Raw genomic sequence first — 14,902 nt, 5'->3', positions numbered from 1 at the left:
CTCCTCCTTCGTGAGCAATGAAACGAGAGAAACAGTTCATTAGGAAACGGCTGCCTTGCCGCACATACTAAACTTTCCTGCTTCTTTTGCTCGTTCCTCAAGCGAAATTTTTCTTTTCCCTAAGAAATGTACTATGGATTAGATTTCCCCATTTTCCATTTTTCTTGAATAATAAGGGAAACATTTACTTAAGCGGAAAGTTTCATTTCTTAGATAGAAACAAGAGGATGTGAACAGCGCTGTCTTTCCCCCAAAATTTCTATTTTTTTATTATATTTTTCGTGAAGTGTCATGTCAATAATCAATTTGTAGCGATTTTTAATTTTTTTTGCTGATTATATTCGACTCCATAAGTGCTTGTACTGTTTCTACAATGGCAATTTTTACGTGGGCATAAATCAGACCGCCTTGAACATACACCGTATATGGTTTCCGAATTGGGCCATCGGCGGACAATTCAATGCTCGAGCCTTGGATAAAAGTGCCAGCTGCCATAATGACCGGATCTATATAGCCAGGCATTTCACTCGGATAAGGAGTTACATAGGAATTCACCGGCGAGTGTTTCTGGATTTGCTGACAGAAGGCAATCATTTGTTCTTTTGTCTGAAAATTCACCGATTGAATTAAATCCGTCCGTTTGGCTAAATAATGGGGCGAAGTGGAAAAACCTAATAATTCAAGAAAGCGGGAAGTAAATACCGCCCCTTTTAATGCCTCGCTAACGATATGAGGAGCTAAAAAGAAGCCTTGAAACATTTCCTGAAGCATGTGAAATGTCACACCCGTTTCCTTCCCTAACCCGGGTGCTGTCAAACGGTTGGCACATTGCTCCACATATTCCCGTTTGCCGACGATATATCCGCCAGCCCGTACAATTCCGCCGCCGGGGTTTTTAATTAATGAACCGGCAATAACGTCTGCCCCTACATGCAATGGTTCTTTTTCCTCGACAAATTCCCCGTAGCAATTGTCAACGAAGACAATGACATCTTCTTTTAAGCGACGTACATTTGCAACCATTTCTTTAATATCATCAATCGTAAAGGATGGTCTGTTATCATATCCTTTGGAACGCTGTATTCCGATTACTTTCGTCTTCTCCGAGATTTCTTCGGCTATTCTGGCAAAATCTACCTTCTGCTCCCCCGTTAATGGGATTTCTTTATATGTAATGCCATAATCTTTAAAAGACCCGAAAGCGGTTCCTCGAACTCCGATTACTTCTTCTAACGTATCGTATGGCTTTCCAGTAATGTACATCAGTTCATCGCCAGGACGAAGCAAACCAAAAAGGGCCGTTGTAATGGCATGGGTACCTGAAACAATTTGCGGCCTTACGAGCGCATCTTCCCCGCCAAAAACTTGGGCATATACTTGTTCCAGCACATCCCTTCCCATATCATCGTAGCCGTAACCGGTGGTCGAATGGAAATGGCTGTCACTAACTTTCTGTCCGATAAAAGCATCGAGCACTCGTTTTTGGTTGTTTTCAGCAATTTTTGTAATTTCCTTAAATATCGGCTCGCATTCTCTTTCTGCTTGTTTCACTATTTCTGCAATCATTTTCTCTATCCCCTTTAAAACGTATCATCATTTTGAATTGGTGATCGTGAAAATCCGCGAATAACGTAGGCATTTCTATCCTCGTCAAAATATTTCTCCGTAATCATCGTCCCTTTTTCCAGGGAATATAGCTTATTCATTTCTTCCTGTTTTAAGGTGAGCGCATATTCATGCCATTCCTGCTTCAGCAATTCCTCGATTTTTTTCAATAATTTTTGAATATCATCGTTATCAAAAGCGCTGATAACAATGGCCGGATGCTGATTCGGAATAAAGGTTTCATGAAGCAAATCTTTTTTGTTATAAACGGTTAACATCGGAAGGTGATCCGCTTTTAAATCTTTGAGCAGCTGTAAAACCGTCTCCTGATGCTGCACGTAATCCGGATGGGAACTGTCGACAACGTGAAGCAAAAGATCCGCTTCTTTCGTTTCCTCTAACGTAGAGCGAAAGGCTGCAATTAAAGCAGTCGGCAAGTCTTGCAAAAAACCGACCGTATCGGTCATTAATCCTTGAAATCCGGACGGAAGCTGAACTTTCCTGGTTAAAGGATCTAACGTGGCGAAAAGTTTGTCTTCCTCCAACGTATCGCTTTTTGTCAGCTGATTAAACAATGTTGATTTCCCTGCATTCGTATACCCGACGAGGGCGATTTGCAGCACCTGGTTCGATTTTCTCCGTTTGCGATACAGCTCCCGCTGTTTCACCACAGTTTGAAGTTTTTGCTTTATATCGTGGATGCGATTTCGGAGGTAGCGGCGGTCCATTTCTAATTTTGTTTCCCCAGGCCCCCGTGTCCCGATGCCTCCGCCGAGACGGGACAGACTCGTGCCGTATCCTTGCAGCCTTGGCAGCAAATATTCTAGCTGGGCTAGCTCCACTTGAAGCTTCCCCTCTTTCGTTTTGGCCCGCGCTGCAAATATATCGAGAATTAATTGACTTCGGTCAATAATCCTTGCCGGGATGACGCTGCTTAAATTTCTCAGCTGTACCGGGGATAATTCATCGTTGGAAATAACTAAATCAACTGCCAGTTCTTCTACCTGCGCTCTTATCTCTTCTTTTTTTCCTTCACCGATGTAAGTTGCCGGGTGTATTTTGTTGCGAGTTTGGGTCATCACCTTGACAACTTGTCCCCCTGCAGTATGACATAAAGAAATCAGCTCTTCCACTGAAGAACGAAAACGATCTTCCTTTTGCCCTGCTTTTTTTACTGCAATAATCAATATTTTTTCCTGCATCCTGCACTCCTACTTCCTGCTTAATTAAGATCGATAAATAAGCCAATATTCATCATAGCAAAATTAGAAAAATAAATCATACCTTCAAGCATAGCTGAAGGTATGATTGGCGTTACAATAGCCCGCGAATCCGGTCCAGTTCCTCGGCTTTAATGTCTTCCGCTTTAATCTCCATTAAAGCGTCAGGATGAAAAGCGTTTTCCGTAACAATCCGGATAGACTGCATCCGAATCGCATGTTCGATTAAATTTCTTACGTATCTCGCATTGGAGAAATTTATGCGGTTTTGAAACTTAATTGTGTTCAAATGATTTCTTAATTCCCATTCCGCTTCCTTTGTCAGCCGGTATTCCCTCTCGGCCAGCATCAGCTTCGCAATTTCCATTAGCTCGGAAACGGTATAATCGTCAAAATTCAATATAAAAGGAAATCGGGATCTGAGGCCGGGATTTAATTGTAAGAAACGTTCCATCTCATAAGGATAGCCGGCGAGGATAAGAACAAAATCATTATGATAGTCTTCCATATGTTTTACGAGGGTATCGATCGCTTCCTTGCCAAAATCCTTTTCCCCGCCCCGAGCCAGGGAGTAGGCCTCATCGATAAAAAGCACTCCCCCCATTGCCTTTTGAATAATATTTCTCGTTTTTTGTGCCGTCTGTCCGATATATTCTCCGACCAAATCGGCTCGTTCCACTTCTATAAAATGACCTTTTGATAATAAGTTCAAATCAAAATATAATTTTGCCAAATTCCTTGCAACGGTTGTTTTGCCCGTGCCTGGATTACCTTTAAAGAGCATATGCAATACTTGATTATTGCCTTTTAACCCTATTTCTTTCCGCTTTTCATTAATAATAATCGTCGCGTATATTTCCTTTAGCGTTTTCCTTAGCTTTTCCAGACCGATAATCTGCGAAAAATAGTCATCAATTTCTTTAAAAGAATGATGCTTTAAATAATGTACATTTTTCCTGCCATGGGGTTTCTTTTGAACATCATTTAATACAATATTAATTTGGTGATTTTTGTTTCGTTTGTTTTGTAATTCCATGCAATCACTCCTTCTCGTCACCCACAGTATACGCAAGCCGAGAAGAAGTTGTGACAAACGCCCAGTTGACTGCAATATAAAGCACTAACTTCTTTGAAAAATTTTCTGCTTGTAAAAATTGAAAAGCTGCCGCTAAACATCGGTTTAGAGACAGCTCCAAATTGCTATTCCTTCTCTAACGTTACATTTTTTACTGGCGCAAAAGTAGAAATTGCATGTTTAAAAATAAGCTGCTGTTTTCCGTCGGACTCTAATAAAACAGTAAAATTATCGAAAGCTTTCACTATTCCTCTCAATTGGAATCCATTGGTTAAAAATACCGTAACGGATATATGATTCTTTCTTAACTGATTCAAATACTGGTCCTGAACGTTCACTGTTTGTGCCATCTTGCTTCCTCCTCTTTTCTATCTATACTATTACATTCTATTTATTTTCTAAAAATCCTTCTACATCTTGGAAAATTATCGGAAAGGTTTTCCCTTCTGCATTCTCCTCAATTACGTACCACTTCACTTCCATTTTATTTTTAAACCAAGTAAACTGGCGTTTCGCAAATCTTCTCGAGTTCCGTTTTAGTAAATCAATGGATTCCGCAAGTGAAAGTTCCCCTTTAAAATAAGGAATAAATTCTTTATACCCGATGGCTTGCATAGACTGGCAATGCTCATAGCCCTTGTCATACAATCGTTTTACTTCTTCAACAAGACCTTTTTCGACCATTCGGTCCACCCGTTTTTCAATACGCGCATACAATTGGGTTCTTTCCATCTCTAACCCTATAATATGTAATCGGTAAGGGGATGTTAACGTTTGTTGTTCATGATATTCGGACATCGTTCTGCCTGTTGTTTCATAGATTTCTAACGCCCGAATAATGCGCCTTATATTATTCGGATGTACTTTCTTCGCGTACTCCGGATCAATTTTTTTCAGACGCTCGTACAAATACATATTTCCTTTTTTCAAAGCGGTTTGCTTTAATTTGTCCGTCAGTAGTGCATTCCGCTTACTGCTGGAAAAACGATAGTCATATAATGCTGCTTGTATGTATAAACCGCTGCCCCCTACAAGGATGGGCAGGCGGTTTCTTGAACTGATTTCTTCAATATGCTGTCTTGCCAACCGCTGAAATTCGTGTACAGAATATTCCTCATCCGGGTTCTTAATATCAATTAAATGATGCGGTATGCCTTCCATTTCTTCTTTCGTCACTTTTGCGGTGCCAATATCCATGCCGCGGTATACTTGCATGGAATCACCGCTAATGACTTCTCCGTTATATGCTTTGGCAAGCTGAATACTTAAATTTGTTTTTCCTACTGCGGTAGGACCGACTATGGCAATAACACTCTTTTTCATCTTAGTATTCCCCAATTACACAATATTATTCATAGGCTTGGTAACTTTTTAACATCCAAATTTCTTTTTCCAGTTTTCCTTGCAGGCCGATTAACAAATCGGCGGATGGCTCGTCTTCGTTTTCTTCCGCCAGGGAGAGCCCTTCCTCTTTGATTTCCTTCACAATTTGCTGGAAATCATGCACCAATTGGGAAACAATTTCACTTTCTTTATCGTCGGCATTTGCTTCCGTTAACGTCGTTTCTTTCAAATATTTTACCATTGTCGCTAACGGTTTGCCATTGATAGCCAGTATTCGTTCCGCAATCTCATCCAAATCTTCCGCAAACATTTCATACAGCTGTTCAAATTTTTCATGGAGCGTAAAGAAATGCCTCCCCTGGACAAACCAATGATAACGGTGCAATTTTACATACATCACAAAATAATTGGACAAAAGCTGGTTCAAAAATTGGACGAGCTGCTTGTTTTCCTGAACCAAATTTTCCACCTCCTCATCCCTTTTAGGATGTCCAGCGAGGCGGAAAATTAATCTTTACATAATTCTCTTAAACATTTTTTCTATTTCATAAGTGGAAAAATGAATGATAATCGGCCGTCCGTGGGGGCAGGTAAACGGATCTTTCGTATGGCGCAAATCTTCTATTAGCCGGACCATTTCCTCTTCCTTTAAATAATGATTCGCTTTAATCGAACGTTTGCATGACATCATAATTGCCGATTCTTCCCTAATTCTCTCCACGTCAATTCGTTCTTCTTCCATAATTTGCTCCACCATTTCCCGAATGATCTCCTCTTCAAAGCCTTTCGGAAACCAGTTCGGGTGGGAACGAATAATATACGTTTGCTGTCCGAAAGGTTCAAAAAATAAACCGAACCGTTCCAACTGTTCCCGATGTTCTTCGATAAAAATAGCTTCTTTTTTGGAAAAATCAAAGGTTAAAGGTATGAGCAACTGTTGGGATTGCTGAACCGGACGGCCAAGTTTTTCTTTGAAAAATTCGTATTTGATCCGCTCCTGGGCCGCATGCTGGTCAATCATATACAATCCGTTTTCGTTTTGGGCCAATATATACGTTCCGTGCAGTTGGCCGATCGGATACATCATCGGAACGCGGGGCGTCTTTTCCTGCTGAACCGTTTCCTCGGATTGGACCCGTATCTCTTCATCGGCTATTGGTACATCGCTTTCGCGCACTTTTTCCGCAAAAATCCTTTCCTCTGTCACATCTTGAGCAGGGACTTTCTTTTCCTCCAAAATGGGTTTTTCCGGAGGAACAATATCCTTCTCTTCCCGCGGCGGTTTTGGCGTCTCATCAAAGGTCCATCCTTCCTGATACGTTTTCTTGCGGGCTTCCCGTTTTTGTTCATAATCCGGAATGAGGGAAATTTTCCGGAAAGACTGCTGGATCATCCTTTCGATCAGGTCATTCAGTTCGTTTTCTTTGCTGAAACGAACCTCCAGTTTAGCAGGATGAACGTTAACATCGACGAGAAACGGATCCATCTTAACGGACAGGACGACGATGGGAAACCTGCCAATCGGAAGCAACGTATGGTAGCCGCGAATTACCGCATTTGTCAGTCCGTGATTTTTAATAAATCGGCCATTGATAATCGTAGAGATGTACTGCCGGTTTGCTCTCGTTACTTCTGGTTTTGCGATATAGCCTTCTACGTAAAAATCGACGGTTTCCTCCTTCACAGGAATCATTTTTCTTGCAACGTTCATCCCGTAAATTTGAGCAATTACTTGAAGCATATCCCCGGAACCGGACGTGCGGAATAACATCTTGCCGTTATGATAAGCTTCCAGCCGAATTTCCGGATGGGAAAGGGCGAGCCGGTTTAAGCAATCGGTAATATGGCCCAGTTCGGTATGAATCGTTTTCATATATTTCAGTCTGGCAGGTGTATTGAAAAACAAATCTTCTACTACAATTTCTGTCCCTTTCCGCGCATCGCTCTTTTCCTCATGAATGATTGATCCGCCTTCCAGCTTGAGCAATGTTCCCGCTTGTTCACCTTCCGATGTTTTAATAGTCAGTCTGCTTACCGAAGCAATACTGGCAAGGGCTTCCCCCCGAAAACCAAGGGTTTGAATTCGGAACAGGTCATTTTCTGTCCGGATTTTGCTCGTCGCATGGCGCAAAAATGCCCTTTTACAATCCGCTTCGCTCATGCCGTCACCGTTGTCCGTTATTTTGATTTTCGCCATTCCGGCCTCTTCCACCTCAATTTTAATCCAAGTACTATTGGCATCAATGCTGTTTTCAACTAGTTCTTTCACGACAGAGGCAGGCCGTTCCACAACTTCACCAGCGGCTATTTTATTTGCTAAGTGTTCAGGCATTTGAACAATCTTCATGGAAAAATTCCTTTCTATTTACCGGTATTTTTCAGCCTTTTTTTGCAGGCGATACAATTCATTCATTGCTTCGAGCGGAGTCAGCTCCAATAAATTTATTTTTAACAATTCCTGAATAACGGGACTATTCTTTGATGGTGCATCCTGTTTTTCCTCATCTTTAAAGAAGGACAATTGTTCCGCTTCTTCCGGACTGCCTTCTTCTCCCGGATCTTTTTTGCCGTCATTCGTCTGCTCCAGTTTTTCCAAAATTTCATTTGCCCGTTCGATTAAGGACGCTGGCATGTTTGCCAATTTGGCAACGTGGATGCCGTAACTTTTATCTGCTGCCCCTTCTTTCACCTGATGAAGAAAAATAACGTTTCCTTCATATTCTTCCGCACGGACGTGGACATTTTTCAGCCGCGGCAAAGTATTTTCCAGTACGGTCAGTTCATGGTAATGGGTAGAAAATAATGTTTTTGCCCGGATATGGTCATGGATATATTCCACTACTGCTTGGGCGAGCGCCATTCCGTCATAAGTGCTTGTCCCGCGGCCGATTTCGTCTAACAAAATTAAACTTCGTTCGGTAGCATTGGTGAGAGCATGGTTCGTTTCCAGCATTTCCACCATAAACGTGCTCTGTCCAGAAACTAAATCATCGGCAGCACCAATCCGGGTAAAAATTTGATCAAAAATGGTCAGTTCGGCTTTTTCACACGGGACGAAACAGCCGATTTGCCCCATAATGACCGTCAATGCCAGCTGGCGCATATACGTGCTTTTCCCGGACATATTCGGACCGGTAATAAGCAAAATATTTTTTTCTTCGTCCAACGTAATGTCATTCGGAACAAAGTTTCCGTTTTCCATCACCTTTTCGACGACAGGATGGCGGCCGTTTTTAATTTCCAGCCGGTTTTCCACAAAACGGGGACGCAAATAATTATTCGCCTCACTTACCGTAGCAAAAGACTGTAAACAATCAATCTTGCTGACCACTTCGGCTAAGTGCTGAAGTTCGGGAATATACCGTTTTACAAATTCCCGGATCTCCGTAAATAGTTCGTATTCCAGGTCGACGCTTTTTTCTTCCGCTTCCAGAATTAATGTTTCTTGTTCCTTCAATTCCGGTGTAATGAAACGCTCCGCATTGGTTAGCGTCTGTTTCCTTACGTAACGCCCTTCCGGAATTAATGGGAGATTTGGTTTTGTCACTTCAATATAATAACCAAACACTTTGTTATATCCGATTTTTAACGATTTAATTCCCGTTTCCTCTTTTTCTTTCCTTTCCAGTTCCTGAATCCACTTCCGGCCATTTTTTAATGCATCCCGGTATTTATCCAGCTGTTCATTAAATCCATCTTTAATAATCCCGCCTTCTGTAATCGATATAGGAGGATCTTCTGCTATGCTTTTTTCCAGAATGTCCACTACTTCTTCCGGGTACGTTAAATCGTCAATAATTTGTTCTAGACTTTGCTTTTCCAGCTGCTGCAATGTGTTCCGCAACTCAGGGATTTTTTTCAGAGAAATTTTAAGCTGGATTAAATCCCGGGCGTTTACATTGCCGAATGCAACCCGCCCGGCCAGCCGCTCTAAATCATAGACAGATTTTAAAGTTTCCCTGATCGCATCCCGTTCCATAAAATGCTCATACAATGCTTCAACAATGTCGAGACGCTGTTCAATTTGTTCCTTATTTAGCAGAGGCCGTTCGATCCATTTTTTCAGCAGCCGCGCTCCCATCGCCGTCACCGTTTCGTCCAGAACCCATAATAAGCTTCCCCGCTTTTTGTTTTTGAGCATCGTTTCTGTCAGTTCCAGATTTCGTTTCGAATACATGTCCAAAGACAGATAATTTTTCAGTTCGATGACTTCGGCTGGCTTTAAATGTTCAAGGGACCGTTTCTGCGTATGCTGGATATAATTCAGCAGCCGGCTGAAGCCGGTAATAAACCGTTTGTCATTCAGCTTCTCCACTAAATGGTGATACTCCCCATGAAAAGCTGCTTCATCCTGATAAGATAAGGTTACGTGCAGCCGGGAACGCAGCTCATGCTGAAAGGATTCCGGCAAGGAGGAAGGAATGACAATTTCTTTAATTGGCTGATTGTACAGTTCATGAATGACTCCTTCGAAACCGTCAGAAATTAATGCCAGCCGGTTTTCTCCAGTCGTTAAATCATTATAGGCAATGCAAAAGGACCCGTCTTCAAAATGGGTAAGACCGGCAATATAATTGTTTTCCCCATCTTTTAGCATGTTTTTGTCCATGACAGTACCGGGAGTAATCAGCTGTATAACTTCTCTTTTTACAACCCCTTTTGCTTTTTTCGGATCTTCTACTTGTTCGCAAATCGCCACTTTATAGCCTTTATCTATTAAAATTTTAATGTAATTATCGGCAGAATGATAGGGAACGCCGCACATAGGAATTGGATCGCTTTTGCCGTTGCTTCTTTTTGTCAGCGTAATTTCCAATTCCCTTGCAGCTTTGATTGCATCTTCATAAAACATTTCATAAAAATCACCGAGCCGAAAAAAGAGAAAAGCATCTTTATAATCTGCTTTAATTTTTAAATATTGCTCGATCATTGGTGTATGCTTCGCCATCGTTCATCCTCCAACATTGGATTTTCATTGTTTCATTATAACATAAAGCGGCCATTCATTCGGCAGGTGAGGACAGACTTTTCCCGCGAAAAAAAATACGAGAGATGGAATCCCTCGTAATGTTAATCTTTTTTATTTAAAAAATCTGGTTCTACTGTCTCTAATTCGTCATCCGTTACTTTAAAATCCCAATGATCGTCATCATCGTCGTCAAAATGAGCTTTCGGGCTGACTTTTACATATACTTTCGTTTCTCCGATGACATGAACGACAAACTCCCGTTCTACTTCCACGACGATTTTATGTCCGTTGTTTGCGATTTTGCATTCCAAGCAATTTGGCTGTTGAATTACTTTTGCAAATACATCAAATTCATCGTTAAGACAATTTTCGTCCTTTACCGAGAGCGGGACAATATCTCGATATGTTACCCTTTCTGTTACTACCTCTGTTTTTGTATTATCATTATACGAATACCAGATATTTATTTCGTAACTTCCGTTTATTTCCACAGTGTCATCGGATTTTTTCTTCGCATTGTACAGATGGTTTATGACCCAGCAGCCTAAAATGCTGGAAGGTCTGTGGGACGGTGAAACGGAATGGGAATCTTGCGTAAATTTCTTTCCCCTGCCACAAACCGCTTTTGTAATAATTTCCCGGTAATCTTTATCTAGAAAAGTCATAACTGCCTTTACCTCCTCTTTTTTCATAGTCATTTTATGCAAGACAAACACCTAAAGTGCATAAGTTTTGGAAAAGCGGAGGAAGGCAATAAAAAAACATTCGCTAAGCCGCCGCTTAGCAAATGTTTTTTATGAATGATGGTCACAGCCAATTTTATTTTTTACTTTCGATCCGGTCTCGCCAGATAATAAATCGCCGCCTGTTGATTCAATCACGTTATTTGTCACTTCCCGGGCAATCGTTCCGCTGACGAGCTGAAGTATATCGTTGACGGTTACTTGGATTTCTTTAAATTCCTCTACAATCGGGATTGCATCCAGTTCATCCTGCAGGCGATTAATTTCTTCATCGGCCCTTTTCAATGCTTCATGTTTGCCGTAAGCCTGAAAATTGACTGCCTGCTTTTGCAGCGTCTTAATTTTTTGGATGAGCTTTTGCACTTTCTGGTTTTCGTTAATTTTGGCCTCTACTTGCTTAAAACGTTCAATTTCTTCCGTATTGGCAAGCATTTGGGCAAGTTTTTTCGCCTCATCGATGATCTCTTTTCTTGTGTATAGTGCCATTTATTTCACCTCTACTTTATTTTCAACGATAACTCCATCCAAGGACCATGTTTTCGCTTTCGTAATTTTCACGTCAACAATTTGGCCAATCGCAGACTTCGGTCCTTTAAAGTTAACGAGCTTGTTCTTTTCCGTGTAACCGGCAAGAACATCCGGGTCTTTCTTGCTTTCTCCTTCGACTAATACTTTAACCACTTTTCCTTCATATCTTTTCATCGATTCCGCCGACTGTTTGTTCACTAATTCATTTAGCCGGTACAGACGCTGTTTTTTCACTTCTTCTGGCACATCATCTTTTTTCTTCGCAGCTGGTGTGCCTTCCCGAGGGGAATAAATAAATGTATATGCAGCTTCAAAACCTACTTCTTCAACAAGCGACATCGTTTCCTCAAACTGTTCATCTGTTTCATTCGGGAATCCGACAATAATGTCTGTCGTCAGTGTCACATTTGGTATTGCTTCTCTTATCTTGCGTACGAGCTCCAAATATTCTTCCCGGGTATACTTCCGGTTCATTTTCTTCAAGATTTCATTGCTTCCTGATTGTACCGGCAGATGAATGTGGTCGAGGAGATTTCCGCCTTTTGCCAACACTTCGATGAGCCGGTCATCGAAATCCCGCGGATGGCTTGTCGTAAAGCGTACCCGTGGAATATCTATTTTACGGATGTCATCCATTAAATCAGCAAAAGTGTAATCGATATCCGTAAAATCCTTTCCGTAGGCATTGACATTTTGTCCGAGCAGGGTAATTTCCTTATATCCTTGGGCTGCCAGCTGTCTCACTTCCTGAATAATATCCTCCGGCCGGCGGCTTCGTTCTTTTCCTCGGGTCATCGGCACGATACAATAGGTGCAAAACTTATCACATCCGTACATAATATTGACCCAGGCTTTAATTTTTCCTTTCCGCGCCTTCGGAAGGTTTTCTATAATGTCCCCTTCCTTCGACCAGACTTCAACTACTTGCGCTTTACTAAACATGGCTTCTTTTACCAATTGCGGCAAACGGTGAATGTTATGGGTTCCGAAAATGAGATCGACATGCTGATGTTTCTCTAAAATCCGGTTGACAACCGATTCCTCCTGTGACATGCAGCCGCAAACGCCGAGAATTAAGTCAGGCTTTTCCACCTTTAGCGGTTTTAAGTGGCCGATTTCACCGAACACTTTATTTTCCGCATTTTCCCGGACGGCGCAAGTATTAAGCAAAATAATATCTGCATCTTGCGTCTCTTCGGTAGATTCATAACCCATTTCCTGCAAAATCCCCGCCATCACTTCGGTATCATGTTCATTCATTTGGCAGCCATATGTACGAATCAAAAATTTCTTTCCTTTGCCGATTTCTCTCATATCTTCCGGTATCGAGAAATCATAATGGAATTTCACTTCTTCACGATAGCGTTTTCTTGCCTTCTTTAAATCTGGTCCTTGATAAGTCGTTTGAAAATATTTTGTGATTAAATCTTCGCTGGAAGTGTTTTTCAGACGTTCCAAATTATCTATATGATTAGGATTTGTTGCTTGCTTAATTTGGGATTGTTCTAAACGCTGCTTTTCATTCATCACAAAACTCCTTTCAATAAAGGTACATAAACATTACAATATACAAGTATATCGCAGATACGGGAATTTAACAAATGAAAGAGGGAAAAATAAAACCTTCCCGGGTAGGAAGGGGAAGGCAAAAAAGTTTATCTTGGTTCGACAATTAATTTTATTGCTGTTCGTTCTTCATTATCAATCATGATATCGGTAAAGGCCGGAATACAAATTAAATCTACTCCGCTTGGTGCAACAAAACCCCTAGCAATTGCTACTGCTTTAACGGCCTGGTTTAATGCACCTGCCCCAATTGCCTGAATCTCCGCCGTACCACGTTCTCTTAACACATTCGCAAGTGCACCCGCTACTGAGTTTGGACTCGATTTCGCTGAAACCTTCAATACTTCCATGACTAGTACCTCCTTCATTTACTAATGTAGTTCTATTGCTACTATATTCCTGGAGATGTTAGCTTATTCTTTATTATGCAACAATTATTCACAACTTTCAATGAATCAGCCAAAAAATGGGCGTTCTTCATTTATTTGGATTCGTTCCAGCTTTTTCGCCTTTCCGTCCTTTTCATCAATCGTTAATAATACGGCACTTAATTGGGCTCTGCCGTTCTTTGGCACTTCAAACCGGACAGGCAATGCGGTAAGGAATCGTCGAATGACAGCATCCCTCTCCATTCCGAGAATGCCGTCATACGGCCCGGTCATCCCAACGTCTGTAATATAGGCGGTTCCCAGCGGCAAAATTCGCTCATCGGCTGTTTGCACGTGGGTGTGGGTTCCGACAACCGCCGTTGCCCTTCCATCCACATACCATCCTAATGCCTGCTTTTCACTCGTGGCCTCGGCATGAAAATCAATGAATATAATATTTGTTCTTTTTTTCGCCTCTGTGATCAACTCATCTGCCTTCTGAAACGGATCATCGATTGCCGGTAAAAACGTTCTTCCTTGGAGGTTAATAATGGCAATTTCTTTTCCGTTCGCCTGAATAAAAACCATTCCTTTTCCAGGAGTGCCCTCCGGAAAATTGGCAGGCCGGATAATATATTTCGCATCATCGATAAACTCAAAGATTTCTTTTTTGTCCCACGTATGGTTTCCCATCGTAACGACATGGGCTCCCCATTCCAAAAATTGTTTATAAATTTTTTCCGTTATTCCCTTGCCTGCTGCAGCATTCTCCCCATTCACAATAATAAAGTGGGGATGGTATTTTTCCTTTAGTTTAGGCAAGTATTCTTTTACCATATCTCTTCCTGGTGAACCGACGACGTCACCGATAAACAATAACTTCATTCTCTCAATCATCCTAATTTTTAATGTACTTCTAGTTTTCCATATCAAACGGAAAAAGTCAAAATTATATTTTATGGTTCTATGTCAAATGTTGGGGTTTAGGCTACCGCGCTTGCGCTTGGTGGCCTCTTCCTTTATTGGTGAAATAAATTTCACCAATAAAGGAAGAGGAGTAAAAGGAAACTGTCTTCCTAACCCACATGAACTCCAATTTCTTTATACTTGTGCGATAGTAATATTCGTGCACGGGAACGTCTAAAGTTTCTAAATCCAAACGCATTCCGTTTCATGACTTTCGTGTGGTTATTAATCCCTTCTAAAAATCCATTTGAATATCCATATACAAAGCTGTTTAATATTTCTGTTTGCCAGTTCTTTAAGGTCTGAATATTTCTTTTAAATTCTGGTATTCCTGATTCTTCCACCAACTCATAAAAGCGATATAAACCTTTTTTTGTTTCTTGGATTTTCTCAAGGCCATTCTGCTTTGCTTGTTGGAACCATTTACAGTACTTTTCTTTTAATTGATAGGCTGCTCTTAATTCTTCCGACATCTGACAATACCTGTTCAAGTACCATCGATCCTTATCAGATAATTT

Annotated in this window: 14 protein-coding genes; all 14 read right to left on the bottom strand. The window is 41.2% G+C overall.

Annotation, left to right across the window (positions count from 1 at the left end; translation table 11 throughout):
• Positions 1-318: 318 nt before the first annotated feature.
• On the bottom strand, positions 319-1,566 hold the full coding sequence (locus IEV18_RS06100; RefSeq protein ID WP_188391499.1) for a methionine gamma-lyase family protein: 1,248 nt from the start codon (positions 1,564-1,566) through the stop codon (positions 319-321).
• Positions 1,567-1,580: 14 nt separating this feature from the next.
• Positions 1,581-2,807 (bottom strand): GTPase HflX, encoded by a 1,227-nt coding sequence (gene hflX, locus IEV18_RS06095; RefSeq protein WP_188391498.1) that lies wholly within the window; start codon positions 2,805-2,807, stop codon positions 1,581-1,583.
• Between the two features lie 112 nt (positions 2,808-2,919).
• Complete coding sequence (locus IEV18_RS06090; protein ID WP_188391497.1) at positions 2,920-3,861, bottom strand: AAA family ATPase; 942 nt, start codon at positions 3,859-3,861, stop codon at positions 2,920-2,922.
• 164 nt (positions 3,862-4,025) lie between these two features.
• Positions 4,026-4,250, bottom strand: coding sequence for an RNA chaperone Hfq (hfq, locus tag IEV18_RS06085; RefSeq protein WP_188391496.1), 225 nt, complete (start codon positions 4,248-4,250; stop codon positions 4,026-4,028).
• A gap of 37 nt (positions 4,251-4,287) precedes the next feature.
• Positions 4,288-5,223 carry a tRNA (adenosine(37)-N6)-dimethylallyltransferase MiaA gene (gene miaA / locus IEV18_RS06080; protein ID WP_188391495.1) on the bottom strand — a complete coding sequence of 312 codons (936 nt, stop codon included), beginning with the start codon at positions 5,221-5,223 and terminating at the stop codon, positions 4,288-4,290.
• 25 nt (positions 5,224-5,248) lie between these two features.
• Complete coding sequence (locus tag IEV18_RS06075; RefSeq protein ID WP_268235413.1) at positions 5,249-5,704, bottom strand: Dps family protein; 456 nt, start codon at positions 5,702-5,704, stop codon at positions 5,249-5,251.
• Positions 5,705-5,758: 54 nt separating this feature from the next.
• Positions 5,759-7,591: a DNA mismatch repair endonuclease MutL gene (gene mutL, locus IEV18_RS06070; RefSeq protein WP_188391494.1), complete on the bottom strand. Its 1,833-nt coding sequence runs from the start codon at positions 7,589-7,591 to the stop codon at positions 5,759-5,761.
• A gap of 18 nt (positions 7,592-7,609) precedes the next feature.
• Positions 7,610-10,192 (bottom strand): DNA mismatch repair protein MutS, encoded by a 2,583-nt coding sequence (mutS, locus tag IEV18_RS06065; RefSeq protein ID WP_188391493.1) that lies wholly within the window; start codon positions 10,190-10,192, stop codon positions 7,610-7,612.
• A 122-nt stretch (positions 10,193-10,314) separates the two neighbouring features.
• Positions 10,315-10,878, bottom strand: coding sequence for an outer spore coat protein CotE (gene cotE, locus IEV18_RS06060; RefSeq protein ID WP_188391492.1), 564 nt, complete (start codon positions 10,876-10,878; stop codon positions 10,315-10,317).
• A gap of 129 nt (positions 10,879-11,007) precedes the next feature.
• Positions 11,008-11,442, bottom strand: a complete 435-nt coding sequence (locus IEV18_RS06055; RefSeq protein ID WP_188391491.1) for a YlbF/YmcA family competence regulator — start codon at positions 11,440-11,442, stop codon at positions 11,008-11,010.
• The gene (miaB, locus tag IEV18_RS06050; RefSeq protein WP_188391490.1) at positions 11,443-13,011 is read right to left on the bottom strand and encodes a tRNA (N6-isopentenyl adenosine(37)-C2)-methylthiotransferase MiaB; all 1,569 of its coding nucleotides are present in this window, start codon (positions 13,009-13,011) and stop codon (positions 11,443-11,445) included.
• A gap of 128 nt (positions 13,012-13,139) precedes the next feature.
• Complete coding sequence (gene spoVS / locus IEV18_RS06045; RefSeq protein WP_047186108.1) at positions 13,140-13,400, bottom strand: stage V sporulation protein SpoVS; 261 nt, start codon at positions 13,398-13,400, stop codon at positions 13,140-13,142.
• A gap of 105 nt (positions 13,401-13,505) precedes the next feature.
• A complete protein-coding gene (gene ymdB / locus IEV18_RS06040) occupies positions 13,506-14,303 on the bottom strand; it encodes a 2',3'-cyclic-nucleotide 2'-phosphodiesterase (protein ID WP_188391489.1) in 798 nt (265 codons plus the stop codon).
• Between the two features lie 191 nt (positions 14,304-14,494).
• The coding region (locus IEV18_RS06035) for a transposase (protein ID WP_188391488.1) at positions 14,495-14,902 on the bottom strand (408 nt) is incomplete at its 5' end.

The organism is Compostibacillus humi (assembly GCF_014637175.1).
In the GTDB taxonomy this organism is placed as follows: domain Bacteria; phylum Bacillota; class Bacilli; order Bacillales; family Amphibacillaceae; genus Oceanobacillus; species Oceanobacillus humi.
Note: the sequence above shows the minus strand (reverse complement) of the source record. Positions and strands in the feature narration are given on the sequence as shown.